Here is a 22646-nt window from a genome sequence, read left to right as displayed (position 1 = left end):
GCATTATAGGGAGTTATTCCGGCCTGACAAGGGGAAATTTAAAATTATTTTCCGACTGCTTTCTTTTTAAGCAAAACCACCTCAAACCGCCAGTTTTTCGAGCGTTTCGAAACCGTAACGCTGTAAAACGGGTATTAATTGCTCGGTCTCTGGCGTCATTGCCATGCAGAAAGCAATATTAGCCTCCGCTGATTTGGCATCCGGCGCTTCATGCTCTAACAACCAGGCTGTGCGACGCGCAATCGCCGCCCCGGAATCCACCAGCCTTGTCCCTTCAGGAAGGACCTGCAACAGTTCTTCCTGTAATAGAGGGAAATGGGTACATCCCAGAACAACCGTGTCGGGCGGTTCCGGCATCCGCAGCCAGGGTCTCAGGATACGGCGTAGTTCTTCCAGCGATACGGGTTCACCGTGCAGTTTGGCTTCCGCCAGCTCCACCAGTTCTGCCGATCCCAACATCGCTATCTGACATTCATTCGCAAATCGCGCTATCAACTCATGGGTATAAGGGCGTTTTACCGTGCCACGCGTTGCCAGCAACCCGACGATGCCGTTGGCGGTCAGCCTCGCTGCGGGTTTAATCGCAGGTACGACGCCCACAACCGGGAACGCGAATTTTTCACGCAATGCAGGAAGAGAAACCGTGCTGGCCGTATTACAGGCGATTACCGCAAGTGAGAGAGGATAACGCTGCTGCACTGCGGTAACGATCTCGACGACGCGCTCGACAATAAACGCTTCGCTCTTTTCCCCGTAAGGAAACGCGACGTTATCGAAAGCATATATATAGTGGAGATTCGGCAGGAGATGCCGAATCTCATCGTAGACCGACAACCCACCGACGCCGGAATCAAACACCAGCACGGTGGGACGTGGATCAGAAGGTGTAGCTGCCAGACAAGTAGTACTCTCGTCCTGCAGTTTGGTAGCCATAAGCTGTCTCGTAATCTTTATCGAACAGGTTGGCGATTTTACCACGAACTGTCAGGCGATCGGTGATCGGATACGATGCAGAAACATCAACAGTGCTATAGCTCGGCAAGATTTGCTGGGTGTTATTGTACTGGGAGGTGTTGTTATCGTAGCGCTTGCCGTAATACTGCCACGATACATCCATATCGACGTTAAACATCGTCCAGTCCAGTTGATACTTCGCCTGGCGCTTCGAGCGTCGGGCTAACACTTCACCGTTGTCGTCATTACGCGGATCGACATATTGCAACGTAACACGATGGCTAAAGATGCCGGTATCAAAGCTGCCCGTCCACTCCACGCCTTTAATGGTTGCCGCATCAATATTGTCATACTCACCCTGGTAGGTGTCTGGATCAAAGTAGTAAGTGATCAGGTTAGTAATCTTGTAATGGTAGGCAGACAGGCGCCAGTCCAGCGGACCAGTGAGCCCTTCCAGCCCGGCCTCCCACTGTTTAGACTCTTCCGGTTTCAGGTTAGGATTCGCGTTGATGCCAAAACGGGTAGAACCAAACTGCTGCCCCAGAGATGGAGACAGGAACCCGGTACCATAGCCGATAGTTACTCGATAGTTGTCGATAAACTCCCATCCAGCCGTCGTCTGCCAGGTGCCATGCCAGCCAAACTGTTCATCATGATCTTCACGCCCTGAAGCCTCCAGCGTTACATCACCGAATTGTTGCTGACCGGTCAGGTATAAACCGGTGTTATCGCGTTTATATGTGTCCGAAAGCGCGGTATCGGATGAGGTCAAACGCTGCTGCTGCCAGTCTACGCCAGCGCTAACGGAACCGTGCCCCACGATAAGGTTATTACCCCATTGCAGGTTACGCTGGGTCATGCGATCGAGCGTCGTACCGTCATGATAGCGACCATAAATACTGCTGTAGTTATAGTCCTTCACCTTCTGGTAGCTGGCGAGAAGTTGTGAAGAGTAAATCCCGGAGTTGAATTTCAGACCTGCGTCCCAGCTCTGATTGTAGAGTTGCGATTCATCAGCACTGTAGGCCGGAATAGACGGCGGGTTTCCCAGATCGTAATCAGAGTTGTTGGTATAACTGTGACCACGGAAAAAACCATCGAAATTATCATTAAATTTATGTTCGAGGCTGCCCCAGAATGCCTTGCTGCGAAAACCATCGCGGTCGCGATCGTGATCCCAGGTTGAGCCGGGCTGTACGTTAAAGCCTTTATTGCCCTCATAAGAACCCGCTACCGTGGCGACAGTGTCGCCAAAGCGATGGCGCAACGTACCGTCATATTGCTGATAACCTTTTGAACCAACACCCGCGGTAATTTTTGACTGTTCTTGATCGGAGTGCGTAATAACGTTAATGACCCCACCCATTGCGCCGGAACCATAAATCGCCGAGCGTGGTCCACGAATGTATTCCACGCGTTGCACCAGCGATATTGGAATCTGATTCAGATCGGGGTTATTCGTAATGCCAGGGCGGGTCATGGGAACACCATCGACCAGAACCAATACCTGTTTGGCTTCCGTACCACGAATAAACAAAGAAGAAGACTGCCCCATGCCGCCGTTTTGATTGATATCAACGCCTGGCAGGCGGCGCATCACATCATTCAAATTCTTCGCTTGCCAGCGGTCGATATCCTCACGCGTCACGACATCAGCAGGCGCCAGTACGGTATTAACCGGTTGTTGAAAACGATTTGCGGTGACGATCAGGGTGTCTGGGTTAGTATCCTGCGCCCAGCCAGAAAATGCCGTGACGGAGAGCGCCGTCAGCAGCGAAGATTTTTTAATCATTGTAAAGCATCCACAATATAAGAAGGATGCCGCAGGCTTCATCGATAGTACGCGATGATGAACACCAGATGCGACGTTAGCCGGCAGGTCTTCGGGCTTGGAAGGTTATCCTCAGGATACAAGAGATGATGACTTCCCGCCGGGTGGCAGTGTCTGCTTATGCTCTCATCTCACCTTTCCTTACCGCTGCGCGTCAGCTCCAGATTCGCACTGGATTCCCTATTAACTCACAGGACCGGCTCACGGATGCTACATTCTGTAACAATCTACGTCCAGACCGCATATCACAATATCGGAAATCATCAATGACTGGACATCTGATGAGCAATCCCTACAATCCCCGCGTACTTTTATTTTTCAGGATGCATCATGACCCCCGAACACCTTCCGACAGAACAGTATGACGCGCAGCTAGCCGAAAAAGTGGTGCGCTTGCAGAGTATGATGGCGCCGTTTTCTGACCTGGTCCCGGAAGTGTTTCGCTCGCCAGTCAGCCATTATCGGATGCGCGCCGAATTTCGCCTGTGGCATGACGGCGACGACCTGTATCACATCATTTTTGATCAGCAGACGAAAAGCCGTATCCGCGTCGACAGCTTCCCGGCGGCCAGCGAGCTGATTAACCAGCTGATGACGGCGATGATTGAAGGCGTGCGCCATAATCGCGTCCTGCGCCATAAGCTGTTCCAGATTGATTACCTCACCACGATGAGCAATCAGGCGGTGGTTTCGCTGCTGTACCATAAAAAGCTGGATGATGAGTGGCGCCAGGAAGCGGAAACGCTGCGGGATGCGCTGCGAGCGCAAAACCTGAATGTGCATCTGATTGGCCGGGCGACCAAAACCAAAATCGAGCTGGATCAGGATTACATTGACGAACGTCTGCCCGTGGCGGGAAAAGAGATGATCTACCGTCAGGTAGAGAACAGCTTCACGCAGCCCAATGCCGCAATGAATATTCAGATGCTGGAGTGGGCGCTGGATGCAACCAAAGCGTCGAAAGGCGACCTGCTTGAACTGTACTGCGGCAACGGCAACTTCTCATTGGCTCTGGCGCGTAACTTCGACCGGGTGCTGGCAACGGAAATCGCCAAACCGTCAGTCGCCGCAGCGCAGTACAACATTGCCGCTAACCATATTGATAACGTGCAGATTATCCGTATGGCCGCTGAAGAGTTTACGCAGGCGATGAACGGAGTACGTGAGTTTAACCGTTTGCAGGGCATCGACCTGAAGAGCTATCAGTGTGAAACGATTTTTGTCGATCCGCCGCGTAGCGGGCTGGACAGTGAAACCGAGAAAATGGTGCAGGCGTATCCGCGTATTTTGTACATCTCCTGCAACCCGGAGACGCTGTGTAAGAACCTGGAAACATTAAGCCAGACGCACAATGTGTCACGTCTGGCTCTGTTCGATCAGTTCCCGTATACGCACCATATGGAATGCGGCGTGTTACTCACTGCCAGATAAAACGTAGGCCGGATAAAGTGGTTACGCCGCCATCCGGCGATATGCCCGGTGGCGCTGCGCTTACCGGGCCTACAAATCATCGTAGGCCGGATAAAGCGGTTACGCCGCCATCCGGCGATATGCCCGGTGGCGCTGCGCTTGCCGGGCCTACAAATCATCGTAGGCCGGATAAGGCGTTTACGCCGCCATCCGGCATTACTCCGCGACTTCCTGCTTGCGGTTACGCATCTTAAAGCCAATCCAGAACACCAGAATCACCGACAGCACCGCCGGGAAGAAGTTAGAACCGATATCCGGGTATTCCGCACGTACCACGGTGCTGTACAACAGCACACCGAGGATAAAACAGGCGGCAGCCAGCCCCGGCAAGCCGACAGGCATAGTGCGGTTTTGATAACGTTGATACAGGCAATAAACCGCCAGCACCAGCGCGATAATCGGGAATACAGAAAACGGCACGATGGAGCTAAACAGCGCCGCGAATGTGCCATTGATCGATAAGCCAGCGACCAGCGCCAGCAACAGCGTACCTTTATCTTGACCTGACTGTTTCATTGCTCGTCCTTCACGTTACTCGGAGTGATGTGCCATCTTCTCTTGTTCACGGCGGTACCAGTAATATGCCCCTTTCGCAATCATGCGCAGTTGCAGTACCAGCCGCTCTTCCAGCTGTCGGCGTTGTTCCGCACCAACATCCAGCGCCTCGGCACCTGCACTAAACACAATCGTCACCATCGCTTCGGCTTGCGCTTCAGTGAACGCGCGCGGCATATGGTTTTCGAGTTCCAGATAGTCCGCAAGTTCCGCGATGAAATGCTGAATCTCACGCGCGACTGCGGCGCGAAACGCGGCCGAGGTGCCGGAACGTTCACGCAATAATAAACGGAAGGCGTTAGGATTGTTGCCGATGAACTCCATAAATGTGGAGACCGAGGTACGGATCACACTGCCGCCTTTGGCAATACGCTGACGCGCCTGGCGCATCAGCTGGCGCAGCATTAAACCGCTCTCATCCACCATCGTCAGGCCAAGCTCATCCACATCGCGGAAATGGCGATAAAATGAGGTTGGCGCAATGCCCGCTTCACGCGCTACTTCGCGTAAACTGAGACTGGCGAAACTCCGTTCGGCGCTCAGTTGACTGAATGCGGCTTCTACCAGCGAACGCCGGGTTTTTTCTTTTTGTTGCGCTCTAACGCCCATCACGATGTCTGAATCCTTCCATATGCCTTATCTGGCACTATACCAGAGAACAAACTTAATCTGTTTGTTCAGCTTTGTGAATGATTGTTTACAGGCTGTTTGTGCTCCAGCTCCACAAAAAAGCACAACGATAATTGGGTTAAAGGCGCGCGAATGTTATCATCGTGTTTATTTTATGTATAAAAACAGGTGAGTAATACCATGCCACATTCCTGGGATTATGATGCAATCGTCATAGGTTCAGGCCCCGGCGGCGAAGGCGCTGCAATGGGTCTGGTTAAGCAAGGAGCGCGCGTCGCCGTTATTGAGCGTTATCACAACGTTGGCGGCGGTTGTACCCACTGGGGCACCATCCCGTCGAAAGCGCTCCGCCATGCCGTCAGCCGTATCATCGAATTCAACCAGAACCCCCTCTACAGCGACCACTCCCGACTACTTCGTTCTTCCTTTGCCGATATTCTCAACCATGCCGATAACGTCATTAATCAACAAACGCGCATGCGGCAGGGCTTTTATGAGCGCAACCACTGTGAAATATTGCAGGGTAATGCGCATTTTGTTGACGAAAACACCCTCGCGCTGGAGTGCCACGACGGCACGGTCGAAACCCTGACGGCGGAGAAATTCGTGATTGCCTGCGGGTCGCGTCCTTATCACCCGGCCGACGTTGATTTCGCGCATCCACGTATTTACGACAGCGACTCAATCCTTAGCCTGCATCACGAACCTCGTCACGTCATCATCTATGGCGCCGGGGTGATCGGCTGCGAATATGCGTCAATCTTCCGGGGAATGGACGTCAAAGTTGATTTGATTAACACCCGCGACCGTCTGCTGGCGTTTCTTGATCAGGAGATGTCCGACTCTCTCTCTTACCACTTCTGGAACAGCGGCGTGGTTATTCGCCATAACGAAGAGTACGAGAAGATTGAAGGCTGCGACGACGGCGTCATTATGCACCTGAAATCCGGTAAAAAGCTGAAGGCCGACTGTCTGCTGTACGCCAACGGACGCACCGGTAACACCGATTCACTGGCGCTGGGAAATATCGGTCTGGAAACCGACAGCCGTGGGCAACTCAAGGTCAACAGCATGTACCAGACCGCGCTGCCGCACATTTACGCGGTGGGCGATGTGATTGGCTATCCGAGTCTGGCTTCCGCCGCTTACGACCAGGGTCGAATTGCCGCGCAGGCGCTGGTGAAAGGCGAAGCGACCGCCCATCTTATTGAAGATATCCCTACCGGGATTTACACCATCCCGGAAATCAGCTCCGTCGGCAAAACCGAGCAGCAATTGACGGCGATGAAAGTGCCTTACGAAGTCGGACGTGCGCAGTTTAAGCACCTGGCGCGCGCGCAAATCGTCGGGATGAACGTGGGAACGCTGAAGATCCTGTTCCATCGGGAAACAAAAGAGATTCTGGGGATTCACTGCTTTGGCGAACGCGCGGCCGAAATTATTCACATCGGCCAGGCGATTATGGAACAGAAAGGCGGCGGTAACACCATTGAGTACTTCGTTAACACCACCTTTAACTACCCGACAATGGCGGAAGCCTATCGGGTAGCGGCGCTAAACGGCTTAAACCGCCTGTTTTAACGCTTTGTCGAAATGGCCATCCATCTCCGCACGGATGGCCTCCGCCAGTTGCTCATAGCGACTGCGCAGCGGCGATCCCGGACGATAAACCAACCCAACCGTACGCTTAGGCTCCGGCTTAATGCACGGCAGGTAGACTACGCCATCACGCTTACGCTCCTGCGGAACCGCCAGCGCGGGCAGTAAGGTAATACCGCTCCCCGCCGCAACCATGTTGCGCAGCGTTTCCAGACTGGTCGCCCGGAAATGGGTGTCTTCATCCGCGCCCGCCTCGAAGCAGAAGCCCATCGCCTGATCGCGCAGGCAGTGCCCGTCTTCCAGCATCAGCAGTTTTTCACCCGCCAGATCGGACATCGGCACACGATCGCGATTCGCCCACGGGTGATCCTCATAGATCGCCAGCATCATGGGTTCATCAAACAGCGGCACTTCGATAAACGCCTCGCTCTCTTTCACCAGCGCCAGGATCACGCAGTCAAGCTTGCCGCTGTCCAGTTGCGCCAGCAGCTGGTGCGTCTGCGCTTCATGCAGATACATTTCCAGCTTCGGGAAGGTCTGATGCAGCATCGGAATAATATGCGGCAGCAGGTAAGGGCCAACCGTTGGGATCAGGCCGATATGCAATGGGCCAGACATCGTCTCACCTTGCTGGCTTGCCATCTCCTTGAGCACTTTGACCTCACGCAGCACGGTGCGCGCCTGATCCACCAGCAGTAAACCCGCCTGGGTGAACAGAACTTTACGACTCGTACGCTCCAGCAGCATTACGCCCAGTTCATCTTCCAGCTTACGGATTTGCCCGCTGAGCGTCGGCTGGCTGACGTGACAGGAGTCCGCCGCACGCCGGAAATGGCGGTGTTCGGCTAATGCCACCAGGTATTCAAGATCACGAATATTCATTATTCATCCTCCGTCGCCACGATAGTTCATGGCGATAGGTAGCATAGCAACGAACGATTATCCCTATCAAGCTTTCTGTCTAATAATACATCACAGAAACGGAGCGGTACCTCTTTAACCCTTGAAGTCACCGCCCGTTCAAAGAGTTTTTCTCAACTCGAAATAACTAAAGCCAACGTGAACTTTTGCGGACCTTATGGTCCGCTTTTTTTTTGCATAAATAAAATAAGCCCGACGTGATGCCAGGCTCTGATGACTGTTGCCGGATGGCGACGGTTCACAATTTTTTGTAGGCCGGATAAGGCGCCATCCGGCACAACGCCAGTTACGCCAGACGCGCCTTCGCGTAGTCGATCGCCTGCGCAACCTGCTGCGGTGAAACACCGCCTTTCGCCGCACGTTTATCCAGGCATGATTGCAGCGACAGAATTGGATACACATCATCGCCAATCACAGCGCTAAATTTTTGCAGGTCAGCCAGTGACAGATCTTCCAGCGGTTTTCCCTGTCGAATCGCTTCCACCACCGTTTCGCCCACAATATGGTGCGCTTCACGGAACGGCACGCCTTTGGCAACCAGATAATCCGCCAGCTCAGTCGCATTCGCATAGCCCTGCTGCGCCGCTTCCTGGCAGCGCGGACGTTTTACCTGAATGCCATCCAGCACCAGCGCCGCCATGTGCAGGCAGTCCAGCCAGGTGTCGAGCGCATCAAACAGCCCTTCTTTGTCTTCCTGCATGTCTTTGTTGTACGCCAGCGGCAGGCCTTTCAGCGTCATCATCATCGCCGTTAACGCCCCCTGCACACGGCCGCACTTGCCACGGATCAGTTCCAGCGCATCCGGGTTTTTCTTCTGCGGCATCAGCGATGAACCCGACGTCACGCGATCGGAGAGTTCCACGAAGCCCGCTTCACCGGTATTAAAGAAAATCAGGTCTTCCGCAAAGCGCGACAGGTGAACCATGCCGATAGACGCGTCGGACAGCAGTTCCAGCACATGGTCACGATCGGACACGCTGTCCAGACTGTTACGCGTCGCCGAGGCAAAGCCCAGCCAGCCTGCCAGCTGTTCACGGTCGATTTCATACGCCGTACCCGCCAGCGCGCCGCAGCCTAACGGGCTGACGTCCAGACGCTTGAGCGCATCCTGCAAGCGGCTCTCATCACGCGCCAGCATTTCCACATACGCCAGGCACCAGTGGGCAAACGTCACCGGCTGCGCGCGTTGCAGATGGGTGTACCCCGGCATGACGGCATCCTGATTATTCTGCGCCGTCTCTACCAGCGCGCTTTGTAACTGACGGTTAGCAGACAGCAGCTCGGTGACCGTATCTTTGCACCATAGCTTCAGGTCGGTCGCAACCTGGTCGTTACGACTGCGCCCGGTGTGCAGCTTTTTACCCAACTGGCCGACTTTATCGATCAGTTTGCCTTCCACCCAGCTGTGAATATCTTCCGCGTCGCTTTCCAGAATCTGCTGCGGATTCACCCGAACCTCTTCCAGCAGCGCGCTAAGCGCCTCTTCCAGTTGCAGTTGCTCATCCGCAGTCAACACCCCAACCGTGACCAGAGCTTTGGACCAGGCCACAGAGCCGACGATATCCTGCTCGGCCAGGCGGTAATCAAAGCGCAATGAGTCATTAAACTGTTTGAACCGTTGATCCGCTGCCTGTGTAAAACGCCCACCCCAAAGTGCCATAACATGCTTCCTTAATATCTTGAATTTCAATGCCGGATGGCGCTTAGCTTATCCGGCCTACAGGTTCGGTTCACCCAGGCCCGATAAGGCGTGGCCGCCATCGGGCACAAAATAGTTTAAGCCAGAATACGCGTACCGATCGGCGTACCGTTAAACAACGCCGGAAGCTGCTCGGCATGACGCCAGGAGGCGATATCCACCGGGCGCCCCAGCGTGCGGGCGGCATCCAGCGCCGCATTCACCTTCACAATCATGCCGTCGGTAATAATGCCCTGATCGATCAGCTGTTCCGCTTTGGCCGCCGTCATCTCGGCAATACGCTGACCTTTGCCATCCAGAATACCGCTTACATCAGAAAGCAGGATCAGATCCGCCCCCAGCGTTGCCGCCAGCGCCGTCGCCGCCTGATCGGCATTGACGTTCATCAGTTGCCCTTCTTCGGTCACGCCAATGGAACTGACCACCGGCAAGAAGCCGCCTTCCAGCAGCGAGTTAATCAGCTTAGCCGAACCTGGCTGCGCCAGTCCAACGTGGCCCAGCTCTTCATCGAGTTGGGTCACTTTTACGCTATCGCCGTCGCCGAGATACAGGCCAACGGACGCGATATGGTGTTTTTTCGCCCACGCCAGCAAGGTTTTATTGGCAGTTCCCGCCAGCGCGCCGGTGATGATGTCGATCTGATCGGCGGGCGTCACGCGCAGGCCATTTTTCTTTTTCACCGGCAAATTTAACTGTTTCATCAGCTCATCCACAACGCAGCCGCCGCCGTGCACGATAATCAGCGGACGCTGATGCGACTCGCGGTAATTGACCAGCGCAGTAAACAGACGCTCCAGCGCCTCTTCGCTATCCAGTAATACGCCGCCCAGCTTGATAATTAATGGATTCATCATTGCACCCTTAAATAAGAGACTGCGTTTCAGCAAAGCCGAAACGGATATTTGCGCACTGCACAGCCTGCGCCGCTGCGCCTTTCAACAGGTTATCTTCGGTCGCCACCACGATCAGGTGCTCGCCCTGAACGGCAAAGCCAATATCGCAGAACGGCAGCCCGACCACATTCTTCAGCGCCGGAACGCCCTTGTCATATAGCCGCACCAGCGGCTTGTCGCCATACGCCTGCTGCAACGCCTGCGCCACCTGAGTATGGGTAACGCCAGCTTTCAGGCGGCAGGTGATCGTTTCCAGAATCCCGCGCGGGAAGTTCCCCAGATGCGGCGTGAAAATAACCTCAGCCCCCAGATGGGTGGCGATTTCCGGCTGATGACGATGGGTAAAGACGCCATACGGTTGCAGGCTGACTTCACAGAAACTGTTCGAAAGCGCCGCCTTACGCCCGGCGCCGCTCACGCCGCTGGTTGCGTTAATGACCGGCCACTGGTTGAGATCCAGCAGACCTGCGTCAATCAGCGGTTTTAACGACAATTGCGCCGCCGTCGGATAGCATCCCGGCACCGCAATCAGATTCGCTTCTTTTAGCTTGTCCGCGCTCCACTCCGCCAGGCCATACACCGCCTGTTCCAGCAGCTCAGGGTGCTGATGGGTAAAGCCATAATATTTTTCGTAGAAGGCGCTATCATTAACCCGAAACGCACCGGAGAGATCAAACACAACGCAGCCCGCATTCAGGAACTGCGGGGCCAGGTCGTGGCTCACTTCATGCGCGGTGGCGAGAAACACCACATCCACCCCGCCGCTGAACTCGCTAATATCAGACATTGGCTGCAATGGCAGATCGACAATGCCTTTTAACTGCGGATGTAAATCAGAGATTAGCTTTCCTGCATCATTGCTTTGCGCTGAGACGGTTAAAGCGGTTATGGTCATATCAGGATGACGATTTACATAGGTCACAAGCTCTGCGCCAGCGTAACCGCTGGCACCCACAATCAGCGTATTCAACATCGGGGCTGTTCACCTTCTTATGTCTGGTTGCCTGGTTAAGCCGTAACAACTTCACCTTACAGTTGGTGGGTTTTCTTACGCTCAACGTTAATGTATTTTTATTCACAAATAATGCATGAATATTGATACTATCATGACCCGAGGTGTGTCAACAATGAAAAACACTTTACCGCCATTTATCGAGATTTACCGCGCTCTGATTGCCACACCGTCGATTAGCGCTACCGAAGAAGCGCTCGATCAAAGTAATGCGTCTTTAATCACTCTGCTGGCAGACTGGTTTAAAGATCTGGGCTTCAAGGTTGAGGTTCAGGCAGTCCCCGGTACGCGCAATAAATTCAATATGCTGGCCAGCACCGGACAGGGTACTGGCGGTTTGTTGCTGGCGGGCCATACCGATACCGTTCCCTTTGACGACGGACGCTGGACGCGCGATCCGTTCACGCTGACCGAGCACGATAACAAGCTCTACGGGCTGGGTACGGCGGACATGAAAGGCTTCTTTGCTTTTATCCTCGATGCCCTGCGTGACGTGGATGTGACGACGCTGAAAAAACCGCTGTATATTCTGGCTACCGCCGATGAAGAGACCAGCATGGCGGGCGCGCGCTATTTTGCTGAAACCACCGCCCTGCGCCCGGACTGCGCGATCATCGGTGAACCAACGTCCCTGCAACCGGTGCGCGCGCACAAAGGCCACATTTCAAACGCCATCCGCATTCTGGGGCAATCGGGCCACTCCAGCGATCCGGCGCGCGGGGTTAACGCCATTGAGCTGATGCACGACGCCATTGGCCGCATCATGCAGCTGCGCGATGACCTGAAAGAACGTTATCACTACGCGGCGTTTACCGTTCCTTATCCGACATTAAACCTGGGCCACATTCACGGCGGCGACGCCGCGAACCGTATCTGCGCCTGTTGCGAGTTGCATATGGATATTCGCCCGCTGCCAGGCATGACGCTGAACGATCTCAACGGATTGCTCAACGATGCGCTGGCGCCCGTGAGCGAGCGCTGGCCGGGTCGTCTGACGGTGTCCGAACTGCATCCGCCGATTCCCGGCTACGAATGCCCGCCTGACCATCAACTGGTGGAAGTGGTCGAGAAACTGCTGGGCGCGCAAACCGAAGTGGTGAACTACTGCACCGAAGCGCCGTTTATCCAGACCTTGTGCCCAACGCTGGTGCTTGGCCCGGGTTCGATTAATCAGGCGCACCAGCCGGATGAATATCTGGAAACGCGTTTTATCAAGCCAACCCGCGAGCTGATTACGCAGGTTGTCCATCATTTCTGCTGGCATTAACTGCTTATCACCTCGCTAACTCTTTAGTGGTAATCGAGGTGATTTATTAACATTTCCATAAGCAACGCTTATTTGATTCGATGTGAATTAAATTACGTAAATTCCCGTCATTTATTCGTTTGCTGAACCGATTTCGCAGCAATTGACGTCAGGTGTTTTACGTGGCTTTATAAAGATAAGAAGTGATGTAAAAAATTAAAGTCCGAAAGATTTCACGTTGCAGCCAACGCCGCTGTGACGCGAAAGATACAGGACATATTCAAAACAGATGGGGTGTCTGGGATCATATGAACGAACAATATTCCGCGTTGCGTAGTAATGTCAGTATGCTCGGCAAAGTGCTGGGAGAAACCATCAAGGATGCGCTGGGAGAGAACATTCTTGATCGCGTAGAAACAATCCGTAAGCTGTCTAAATCATCTCGCGCTGGCAATGAAGCGAATCGCCAGGAGTTGCTCACCACGCTACAGAATCTGTCCAACGACGAGCTGCTGCCTGTTGCCCGCGCGTTTAGTCAGTTCCTGAACCTGGCCAATACCGCCGAGCAGTACCACAGCATTTCGCCGCAGGGCGAAGCTGCCAGCAACCCGGAAGTGATTGCCCGCACCCTGCGTAAACTGAAAGATCAACCCAATCTCGACGAAGCCACCATCAAAAACGCGGTGGAGTCGCTATCTCTGGAACTGGTACTGACCGCACACCCTACCGAGATCACTCGCCGCACGCTGATTCACAAAATGGGCGAAGTCAACGCCTGTCTGAAGCAGCTTGATAACAAAGAGATCGCGGATTACGAACGTAATCAGCTCATGCGCCGTCTGCGCCAGCTGATCGCCCAGTCCTGGCATACGGATGAAATCCGTAAAAACCGCCCAAGTCCGGTCGACGAAGCCAAATGGGGCTTTGCGGTGGTTGAAAACAGCCTGTGGGAAGGGGTGCCAAATTATCTACGTGAGTTGAACGAACAACTGGAAGAACATCTGGGCTACAAACTGCCGGTGGATTTTGTTCCGGTGCGTTTCACCTCCTGGATGGGCGGCGACCGTGACGGCAACCCGAACGTAACGGCTGATGTCACCCGCCACGTTCTCCTGTTGAGCCGCTGGAAAGCCACCGATCTGTTCCTGAAAGATATTCAGGTTCTGATTTCTGAGCTGTCGATGGTCGACGCCACGCCGGAGCTGCTGGCGCTGGTCGGCGAAGAAGGCGCATCAGAACCTTACCGCTACCTGATGAAAAGCCTGCGTTCCCGCCTGATGGCAACGCAAGCCTGGCTGGAAGCGCGTCTGAAAGGCGAGAAACTGCCGAAACCCGCTGGTCTGCTGACGCAAAACGAGCAGCTGTGGGAGCCGCTGTACGCCTGTTATCAGTCTCTGCAAGTGTGCGGCATGGGCATCATCGCCAATGGCGAGCTGCTTGATACCCTGCGCCGGGTGAAATGCTTTGGCGTGCCGCTGGTGCGCATTGATATTCGCCAGGAGAGCACCCGCCATACCGAAGCGCTGGGCGAGCTGACGCGTTATCTGGGCATCGGCGATTATGAAAGCTGGTCCGAAGCCGATAAACAGGCTTTCCTGATCCGCGAACTCAACTCCAAGCGTCCGCTACTGCCTCGTCAGTGGGAACCGAGCGACGACACCCGCGAAGTGCTTGAGACCTGTCAAGTGATTGCCGAAGCGCCGCTGGGTTCCATCGCCGCTTACGTTATCTCTATGGCGAAAACGCCGTCCGACGTGCTGGCCGTGCATCTGTTGTTGAAAGAAGCCGGAATTAGCTTTGCCATGCCGGTTGCGCCGCTGTTCGAAACGCTGGACGACCTGAACAACGCCGACGCGGTAATGACCCAGTTGCTGAATATCGACTGGTATCGCGGCTTTATTCAGGGCAAACAGATGGTCATGATTGGCTACTCTGACTCAGCGAAAGACGCAGGCGTAATGGCCGCCTCCTGGGCGCAGTATCAGGCTCAGGACGCGCTGATCAAAACCTGTGAAAAAGCCGGAATTGAACTGACGCTGTTCCACGGTCGCGGCGGTTCCATTGGCCGTGGCGGCGCGCCTGCTCATGCGGCACTGCTTTCCCAACCGCCGGGCAGCCTGAAAGGCGGCCTGCGCGTGACCGAACAGGGTGAGATGATCCGCTTTAAGTACGGCCTGCCTGAAGTCACCATCAGCAGCCTGTCTCTGTACACCGGCGCGATTCTGGAAGCCAACCTGCTGCCGCCGCCGGAGCCGAAAAATTCGTGGCGTCATATCATGGACGAGCTGTCCGTGATCTCCTGCGACCTGTATCGCGGCTATGTCCGTGAGAATAAAGACTTCGTCCCGTACTTCCGTTCCGCAACGCCAGAACAGGAACTGGGCAAATTGCCGCTCGGTTCGCGCCCGGCAAAACGTCGCCCGACAGGCGGGGTTGAATCCCTGCGCGCCATTCCCTGGATCTTCGCCTGGACGCAAAACCGCCTGATGCTCCCGGCCTGGCTGGGTGCGGGCACCGCGCTGCAAAAAGTTGTTGAAGATGGCAAGCAAAGCGAACTGGAAGCCATGTGCCGCGACTGGCCGTTCTTCTCCACGCGCCTCGGCATGCTGGAGATGGTGTTCTCTAAAGCCGACCTGTGGCTGGCGGAATACTACGATCAACGCCTAGTCAAAAAAGCGCTGTGGCCACTGGGTGAAGAGTTACGCAACCTGCTGGCAGAGGACATCAAAGTGGTGCTGGCGATTGCCAACGATTCCCATCTGATGGCCGACCTGCCGTGGATTGCCGAGTCTATCCAGTTAAGGAATGTGTATACCGACCCGCTGAACGTATTGCAGGCGGAGCTTTTACACCGTTCCCGTCTTGCAGAAGAGCAAGGTAAAGATCCAGACCCGCGCGTCGAACAGGCGCTGATGGTCACGATTGCGGGCGTGGCTGCGGGGATGCGTAATACCGGCTAACCCACACGCATCGTCATATCCCCTCTCGCCCGCCCGGGCGAGAGGGCTTTGAAATATTTCTGTAATAATCGCCTGTTTTTCAATATATTCCTGCCTGCGTTTTGTTCACTCTGCTGAATACGCCATCAACAAGAATAGGTCACTGGCATCGCCATACTTAAGGTTCTCTTAATGATTTGTCGCTACGTTGGCGACTCGAATAAAAACAGGCTTCATATATGTTCTTCACACACACATCTGCTAAACCTTCGTTTAGCTGGAAAGCCCTTGGCTGGGCGCTACTCTATTTTTGGTTCTTCTCTACATTACTTCAGGCCGTTATTTGCATCAGCGGCTATAGCGGCACCAACGGGCTACGTGATTCACTGCTTTTTAGTTCGCTCTGGCTGATCCCGGTATTTTTATTTCCCCGTCATACCCGCGCGATTGCCGCCGCTATTGGCGTTGTACTCTGGACCTCTTCGCTGGCGGCGCTCAGTTATTATGTCATTTACGGGCAGGAATTCTCGCAAAGCGTTCTGTATGTCATGTTTGAAACAAACGCGAACGAAGCCAGCGAGTACTTGAGCCAGTATTTCAGTCTGAAGATTATCCTTATCGCCCTGGCCTATACCGCCGTGGCAATCCTGCTGTGGACGCGTTTAAAGCCAATATATATTCCCGCGCCGTGGCGCTGGTTAGTCTCCTTTGCATTGTTATACGGCCTTATTCTGCATCCGATCACCGTCGGGACGTTTATCAAACATAAGCCGTTTGAGCAGACATTAGGCGGCCTCGCCTCGCGTATGGAACCCGCTGCGCCGTGGCAGTTTATCAATGGCTATTATCAATATAATCAGCAACTCACGTCGCTGAATAGCCTGCTTAACGAGAACAACGCGCTGCCTCCGTTAACGAATTTTAAAGATAACTCCGGTGATGCGCCGCGTACGTTAGTGCTGATTATCGGCGAGTCAACCCAGCGTGGTCGCATGAGTCTGTACGGTTATCCGCGTGAAACCACGCCAGAGCTGGACGCGTTGCATAAAAGCGATCCGGGTCTGACCGTATTCAATAACGTCGTCACCTCCCGGCCATACACGATTGAAATTCTGCAACAGGCGCTGACCTTCGCCAATGAAAAGAACCCGGATCTGTATCTGACGAAACCGTCGCTGATGAACATGATGAAACAGGCAGGTTATAAGATGTTCTGGATCACCAATCAGCAGACGATGACCGCGCGTAATACGATGCTGACCGTATTCTCGAAACAGACCGACAAGCAGTTTTATATGAATCAGCAGCGTACTCAAAGCGCGCGGGAATATGACACCAACGTTCTGGCGCCCTTTAAAGACGTGATGGCTGACCCGGCGCCGAAGAAATTTATTATCGTTCACCTGCTGGGAACACATATCAAATACAAATTCCGCTACCCGGAGAATCAGGGAAAATTTGACGGTCAAACCGATCATATCCCTGCGGGCGTGAGCGAAGACGAACAGGATATTTATAACGATTACGATAACGCGAATCTGTATAACGACCATGTCGTCGCCAGCCTGATTAAGGACTATAAAGCGACTGACCCGAACGGTTTTCTGCTCTACTTCTCCGATCACGGTGAAGAAGTGTATGACACGCCGCCGCACAAAACGCAGGGACGTAACGAAGACAACCCTACGCGTCATATGTATACGGTGCCGTTCCTGTTATGGACGTCAGAAAAGTGGCAGGCCGCACACCCGCGCGATCTCTCTGCGTATGTTGACCGCAAGTACAGCAGCTCTGAACTTATCCATACCTGGTCCGACTTAGCGGGGCTGACCTACGACGGGTTCGACCCGACGCGCTCCATCACCAGCCCGCAGTTTAAGGCGATCACGCGCTGGATTGGCAACCCGTATAAGAAAAACGCGTTGATTGATTACGATACCCTGCCTTACGGGGATCATGTCGGAAATCAGTAACGGCATCGCCGGATGGCGCTGACGCTTATCCGGCCTGCAAAATGCATAACCCGTGTACCGCCATCCGGCAATTATCGCTTGAGGCGGTTTACGTTCAACGTTACTGTTTCCTCTGTCTGCGCTCTGCAAGGGATCAACATGTATCACGACGTCAGCCACCTTCTCTCCCGTCTGATTAACGGCCCTATGGCGCTGCGGCAGGTTTTTTTCGCCAATACCAGCGGTACGGCGCCCGAACTGGCGTATCAGGTTGATTTTCCACGCCTGGAGATGGTGCTGGAGGGGGAGTTCACCGATACAGGCATCCCGGCCGCGCCCGTGACGCTCATCGCTGGCGACGTTCTGTATGTTCCGGCAGGCAGCTGGAACTTCCCGCAGTGGCAAACGCCCGTCACCACACTCAGCATCCTGTTCGGCAAGCAGCAATTAGGTTTCAGCGTTGTTCACTGGGACGGCAAACAATATCAGAATCTTGCAAAGCAGCATGTCGCACGTCGAGGTCCACGTATTGGCTCCTTCCTGCTGCAAACGCTCAATGAAATGCAGATGCAGCCGCAGGAACAGCAGACGGCCCGATTAATTGTCGCCAGCCTGTTGAGCCACTGCCGCGATCTGCTGGGCAGCCAAATCCAGACGGCGTCACGGAGTCAGGCGCTTTTTGAAGCGATTCGCAACTATATCGATGAGCGTTACGCTTCCCCGCTCACCCGCGAATCGGTGGCGCAGGCGTTTTATATTTCGCCAAACTACCTTTCTCATCTGTTTCAAAAAACAGGCGCTATCGGCTTTAACGAATATCTGAATCACACTCGGCTGGAACACGCGAAAACGCTGCTGAAGGGCTACGATCTGAAAGTCAAAGAAGTGGCTCACACCTGTGGATTTGTCGACAGTAACTATTTCTGCCGCCTGTTTCGTAAAAATACGGAGCGTTCGCCGTCAGAATATCGTCGGCAGTACCACAGCCAGTTGACGGAAAAGAAGGCTACTCCAGAATAAGATGCGTATGCTGCGGCGCAGTGAGCAGTTTACGCACGGCGCTCATCACCCGCTGAGGTTCGCGAAGAAAGGCGTTAATTCCTGACTGAACATACCGACTCTGAATAAAACGCTCCGCGCCCGCCAGTTCAATATCCGTAATCAGCAACACAACATCCGCCCGGTTGATATCCTCCTCCGTTAAGCGATTTTCCGTGCCCAGCGCTCCCTGGGTTTCAATTTTAATGTTCCATTTTTCCTGCTGGCAGAGCTTCTCCAGGCGTTCGGCGGCCATATAGGTATGCGCCACGCCGCTGACGCAGGCGGTAACGGCAACCAGATAGCGTACAGTTGAGACTGTCATATTAACCTCCCACAGTGACCAGAAACCCGGCTCGCTCTGCCAACGCCTGCATTTCCGCCACCTCTTGCAGCGAGGGTACAGGCACATCTTTCATTGCCCACGGCTGCCCAAGCAGACGGTATTTCGCTTCACCATACTGATGAAACGGTAGCAGGTGCACCTGATTAATCCCTGACGATAGCAACACTGCCAACGCACGCTGCATATTCTCAACGTTGAGCGTGTAGCCCGGAATCAACGGCAAACGGGGGATGACCGTAATCCCCTCGTTTACCAGTAAACGCAGGTTATCCAGCACGCGTGGTAAATTCATTTTGACCACCTCATGCGCCTGGCGCGGCTCCATAATCTTTAAATCAAACAGCACTTCATCACACGCTTTAGCCAGCGGTAGCAACCGGCTGGCAGGCGCATCGCCTGCGGTTTCAATCGCGCAGGAAATGCCGAAACGTCGCAGACGTTGCAAAAACCGCGTGGCAAACGCCGCCTGCATTAATACTTCACCGCCAGAAAGCGTGACGCCACCGCCGGAGGTGCGAAAAAAGAGTTCGTCTTTCATCACCTCGCGTTCCAGTTCATCCAGAGTAATATCGCGCCCGATACGTTCAAACGCCCCGGAAGGGCATTCATCCGCATCACGCAAGCAGGGCGAGCAGTGCAGACATTTACTCTCCCGCCGCACCGTTTCGATGCGTGGCGAAATAGACTCTGGATTGGCGCACCACGGACAGGTATGCGGGCAGCCTTTAAAAAAGACCACCGTACGAATTCCCTGCCCGTCATTCAACGAATAACGCTGAATGTTGAAAATACGTGCGACATCATCAGCGCTCGTTTCCAGATTCTTACAGCTGATGCGCGGTGCGGCGAATGATGTCATCCTGGATCTCCTTCGACAGCTCGACAAAGAAGGCACTGTAACCCGCCACTCGCACCACCAGCCCGGCGAAATCCTGCGGGCGCAATTGCGCTTCACGCAACGTATCCGCATTCAACACGTTAAACTGAATATGCTGTAGCTTAAGCTGGGTAAAGGCGCGCAGAAAATCCGCCAGTTTGCGCAAGCCGGCCTCACCTTCCAGCGTCGCGGGCGTAAACTTCACGTTGAGCAGCGTACCGTTAGAAAGCAGCGTGTTATCCAGTTTACTTACTGATTTCAGCACCGCCGTCGGCCCCTGCATATCCTGGCCGAGCATTGGCGACAACCCGCCGTCTGCCAGCTGTTCCCCGGAAAAACGGCCATCCGGCGTCGCCCCCACCACCGAACCCAGCGGCACATGCGCGGAGACGGTGTATGAACCCGGTGTAAATTGCCCACCGCGCGGGTTCTGATATTTCTCCACCTCTTTACAGTAATGGCGCAGCAGTTCAGCGCTGATGTTATCCACATCATCAATATCATTACCGTATTTCTCGAAGCGGTTAATCAGCCGGGCACGGATTCGCTCACCTTCCGGCGTCGCAAAGTTCGCCTTTAACACCGCCAGCAGTTCATCGAAACGTAAACGTTGCTGATCAAATACCAGCCCTTTTAACGCGTGCAGGGAGTCGCTCAGATTAGCAATGCCAATCCCCTGTACGCCAGAGAAGTTATAACGCGCGCCGCCATCGGTAATATCACGGCCTTTATCCAGGCAGTCGCTGATAAACGAGGAAAGCAGCGGTACCGGCGCCCAGTCACGGTGGCCGATATCGCAAATATTACTGCCTTCCACCATCAGCGTAATGTAATGGCTGATTTTGGCGCGAATATGCGCCAACAGATCTTCGTACGTCAGCGTGCGGTTTCCTTCATTCTCATACAGGCTGATTTCCATCACTTTCAGCAGGTTAAACATGGCGATGTCATGCAGGCCGTAGGTTCTGCCCGGAATCGACAGCTCCACACACCCCACTACCGCGTAATCACGGGCGTCCTCCAGCGAAACACCCCGGTTCAGGAACGCGGGCACAACCACTTCATCATTAAAGATCTGCGGAATACCGGTGCCGAGGCGAATCGTCTCCGCTGTTTTCATCAGGAAGGGCGTGTCAATCAGCGCATTGGTACGCACGCCAAGGTTCGGCTGCGGCAGTTGCACATTCTGGTACGCATCAAGACAGAGAAAAGAGAGCACGTTCACCGCACTGCGTCCGTTCTCCGTCAATCCCCCAAGCAATGCGGTGTAACCGGTCGGGAATCCGGCGAAATAGCGTGCGCTACTGGTCGAACGTAACAGCACGATGTCGTTACATTTTACCCACAGCGATTCGAGGAGTTCTTTTAAAAATGCCGGGTCTTCGCCCTGGCTCAGCGATGCCTGATAAAACGGCAGCATATACTGGTCAAAACGCCCCAGCGAGAGCGAGCTGGCGTTAGACTCATATTGCAGAATGATGTTCATGTACCAGAACAGCTGGCACGCTTGCCAGAAGGTTTGCGGCTTGTACTGCATGTTATGTCGGGAGTTCGCGGCAATGGTGAGCAACTCCTGACGCCGACGCGCATCCAGGCAACTTTCCGCCATTTTCTCCGCCAGCATCGCGTAACGCAGAATGTGGCCTTGCGAAGCCTCCAGCAGCAACAACGCCGCCTGGTAAAAGTGATTGTCCGGCTGCTGCTGGCAGTGGTGCCGCACTTGCGCCACCAGTTCACCCAGACCGTGATTCAACAGCCGCGGGTAATCAATAATAATGTGCCCCTGCCCTTTATCCGTCTGGTTAACGCTAAAAATCTGCGTGCTGACGGCGGCTTTCACGTCATCGGTCATCTGACCGTTGATGAAATCCTTCATCGACCGTTTTTCCCAGTACGGGAACAGCACCTCGCGGTAGAGGCGCTTATCGTCCTCGCTGATGTCAAAACGGTCCTGCGGACGCGTCGGGAACTGTTCTAACTCGTTAAGTAACCAGTACGGGTCCATTTCCGGCGACATAATTCCCGCCCGCGGTTTCACCGTGCGGTTCCCGGCAATCAACTCCTCATCACGAATCGAAATTTCAACATGCTCAAGGATATACGCCGTCGCTTTAGCGCGACGCAATATGACCGGCTCTCCCTCTGTCTGCTGATAGCTGGCGGTATACAGCTGCGCGCGCTCAAGCGAAATTTCACGGTTATTCTGGAAAAGTGCGGCTTTAAGGCGCTGGGTACGATTCATCATGAGGAACTCCTGTAGGCAAGCTTGTTGCCGGATGGCGGCGTGATCGCCTTATCCGGCCTACGGGGATTAACATCGTAGGCCCGATAAGCTTGCGCCATCGGGCATTCTAACGTTAAGCGATTTGCGAAAGATGCGCGTCAATTTTGTTCATAATGGCATCGGCGCGTTTTACCGCATCGCTGATGTTGACGCGGACAATGGTTTTACCCGCAAAGCGTTCCTCAAACTTGATGCCGATATCTTTGGTCAGAATCACCATATCCGCATCCGCCACATCCGCCGCAGTCAGTTCGTTTTCCAGACCAATCGAGCCCTGAGTCTCGACTTTGACTTCCCAGCCTTTCGCTTTGGCCGCGCTTTCCAGCGCTTCGGCCGCCATATAAGTGTGTGCGACACCAGAAGGACATGCTGTTACTGCGATAATCTTCGTCATGGCTCA

At 54.2% G+C, this 22646-nt stretch carries 18 protein-coding genes and 1 riboswitch; of the genes, 6 read left to right on the top strand and 12 right to left on the bottom strand.

Annotated elements, in window-relative coordinates; genetic code table 11:
* Positions 1–81: 81 nt before the first annotated feature.
* Entirely contained in the window at positions 82–933 is an 852-nt protein-coding gene (gene murI / locus OGX81_RS00575) for a glutamate racemase (RefSeq protein ID WP_024130654.1), read from the bottom strand.
* A complete protein-coding gene (gene btuB / locus OGX81_RS00570; protein ID WP_104867922.1) occupies positions 878–2746 on the bottom strand; it encodes a TonB-dependent vitamin B12 receptor BtuB in 1869 nt (622 codons plus the stop codon). The genes murI and btuB overlap by 56 nt, the downstream gene beginning before the upstream one ends.
* Positions 2747–2811: 65 nt before the next feature.
* Positions 2812–3001, bottom strand: a riboswitch (cobalamin riboswitch).
* Between the two features lie 114 nt (positions 3002–3115).
* Here btuB and trmA point away from each other — a divergent pair.
* Positions 3116–4216 (top strand): tRNA (uridine(54)-C5)-methyltransferase TrmA, encoded by a 1101-nt coding sequence (trmA, locus tag OGX81_RS00565; RefSeq protein ID WP_047459762.1) that lies wholly within the window; start codon positions 3116–3118, stop codon positions 4214–4216.
* 195 nt (positions 4217–4411) lie between these two features.
* Here the strand turns inward: trmA and OGX81_RS00560 are convergent, their stop codons facing one another.
* Positions 4412–4771, bottom strand: coding sequence for a YijD family membrane protein (locus tag OGX81_RS00560; RefSeq protein ID WP_104867924.1), 360 nt, complete (start codon positions 4769–4771; stop codon positions 4412–4414).
* A gap of 15 nt (positions 4772–4786) precedes the next feature.
* On the bottom strand, positions 4787–5422 hold the full coding sequence (gene fabR / locus OGX81_RS00555) for an HTH-type transcriptional repressor FabR (protein ID WP_047459767.1): 636 nt from the start codon (positions 5420–5422) through the stop codon (positions 4787–4789).
* Positions 5423–5620: 198 nt separating this feature from the next.
* Here fabR and sthA point away from each other — a divergent pair, with 198 nt between their 5' ends.
* Positions 5621–7021 carry a Si-specific NAD(P)(+) transhydrogenase gene (gene sthA, locus OGX81_RS00550; RefSeq protein ID WP_012133830.1) on the top strand — a complete coding sequence of 467 codons (1401 nt, stop codon included), beginning with the start codon at positions 5621–5623 and terminating at the stop codon, positions 7019–7021.
* Here sthA and oxyR read toward each other — a convergent pair.
* The 4 genes from oxyR to argC form a co-directional block, all read right to left on the bottom strand.
* Positions 7004–7921 carry a DNA-binding transcriptional regulator OxyR gene (gene oxyR, locus OGX81_RS00545; protein WP_012133831.1) on the bottom strand — a complete coding sequence of 306 codons (918 nt, stop codon included), beginning with the start codon at positions 7919–7921 and terminating at the stop codon, positions 7004–7006. The genes sthA and oxyR overlap by 18 nt on opposite strands.
* Positions 7922–8246: 325 nt before the next feature.
* On the bottom strand, positions 8247–9620 hold the full coding sequence (argH, locus tag OGX81_RS00540) for an argininosuccinate lyase (RefSeq protein WP_012133832.1): 1374 nt from the start codon (positions 9618–9620) through the stop codon (positions 8247–8249).
* Between the two features lie 116 nt (positions 9621–9736).
* Positions 9737–10513, bottom strand: coding sequence for an acetylglutamate kinase (gene argB / locus OGX81_RS00535; RefSeq protein WP_104867925.1), 777 nt, complete (start codon positions 10511–10513; stop codon positions 9737–9739).
* Positions 10514–10520: 7 nt separating this feature from the next.
* Entirely contained in the window at positions 10521–11525 is a 1005-nt protein-coding gene (gene argC / locus OGX81_RS00530) for an N-acetyl-gamma-glutamyl-phosphate reductase (RefSeq protein ID WP_012133834.1), read from the bottom strand.
* 154 nt (positions 11526–11679) lie between these two features.
* Between argC and argE the strand changes: the two genes are divergently transcribed.
* The 4 genes from argE to OGX81_RS00510 all read left to right on the top strand — a co-directional run bounded on the left by argE (position 11680) and on the right by OGX81_RS00510 (position 18721).
* Complete coding sequence (gene argE / locus OGX81_RS00525) at positions 11680–12831, top strand: acetylornithine deacetylase (RefSeq protein WP_104867926.1); 1152 nt, start codon at positions 11680–11682, stop codon at positions 12829–12831.
* A 287-nt stretch (positions 12832–13118) separates the two neighbouring features.
* Positions 13119–15770, top strand: coding sequence for a phosphoenolpyruvate carboxylase (gene ppc, locus OGX81_RS00520; protein WP_104867927.1), 2652 nt, complete (start codon positions 13119–13121; stop codon positions 15768–15770).
* Between the two features lie 218 nt (positions 15771–15988).
* A complete protein-coding gene (locus tag OGX81_RS00515) occupies positions 15989–17722 on the top strand; it encodes a phosphoethanolamine transferase CptA (RefSeq protein WP_104867928.1) in 1734 nt (577 codons plus the stop codon).
* A 138-nt stretch (positions 17723–17860) separates the two neighbouring features.
* Positions 17861–18721 carry an AraC family transcriptional regulator gene (locus OGX81_RS00510; protein WP_012133838.1) on the top strand — a complete coding sequence of 287 codons (861 nt, stop codon included), beginning with the start codon at positions 17861–17863 and terminating at the stop codon, positions 18719–18721.
* Here the strand turns inward: OGX81_RS00510 and OGX81_RS00505 are convergent.
* From OGX81_RS00505 to OGX81_RS00490, 4 genes are all read right to left on the bottom strand, one after another.
* Positions 18708–19064 (bottom strand): PTS fructose-like transporter subunit IIB, encoded by a 357-nt coding sequence (locus OGX81_RS00505; protein ID WP_012133839.1) that lies wholly within the window; start codon positions 19062–19064, stop codon positions 18708–18710. The genes OGX81_RS00510 and OGX81_RS00505 overlap by 14 nt on opposite strands.
* Before the next feature lies 1 nt (position 19065).
* Positions 19066–19944 (bottom strand): [formate-C-acetyltransferase]-activating enzyme, encoded by an 879-nt coding sequence (locus tag OGX81_RS00500; RefSeq protein ID WP_104867929.1) that lies wholly within the window; start codon positions 19942–19944, stop codon positions 19066–19068.
* Positions 19910–22207, bottom strand: a complete 2298-nt coding sequence (locus tag OGX81_RS00495; RefSeq protein WP_104867930.1) for a formate C-acetyltransferase — start codon at positions 22205–22207, stop codon at positions 19910–19912. The genes OGX81_RS00500 and OGX81_RS00495 overlap by 35 nt, the downstream gene beginning before the upstream one ends.
* Positions 22208–22319: 112 nt before the next feature.
* Complete coding sequence (locus OGX81_RS00490) at positions 22320–22640, bottom strand: PTS fructose-like transporter subunit IIB (protein WP_024130658.1); 321 nt, start codon at positions 22638–22640, stop codon at positions 22320–22322.
* Positions 22641–22646: the final 6 nt, after the last annotated feature.

This window comes from Citrobacter sp. CK206, assembly GCF_030333125.1.
Lineage (GTDB): Bacteria > Pseudomonadota > Gammaproteobacteria > Enterobacterales > Enterobacteriaceae > Citrobacter_B > Citrobacter_B koseri.
The sequence above is the reverse complement of the archived record's forward strand: the minus strand, read 5'-3'. Positions and strand labels throughout refer to the sequence as shown.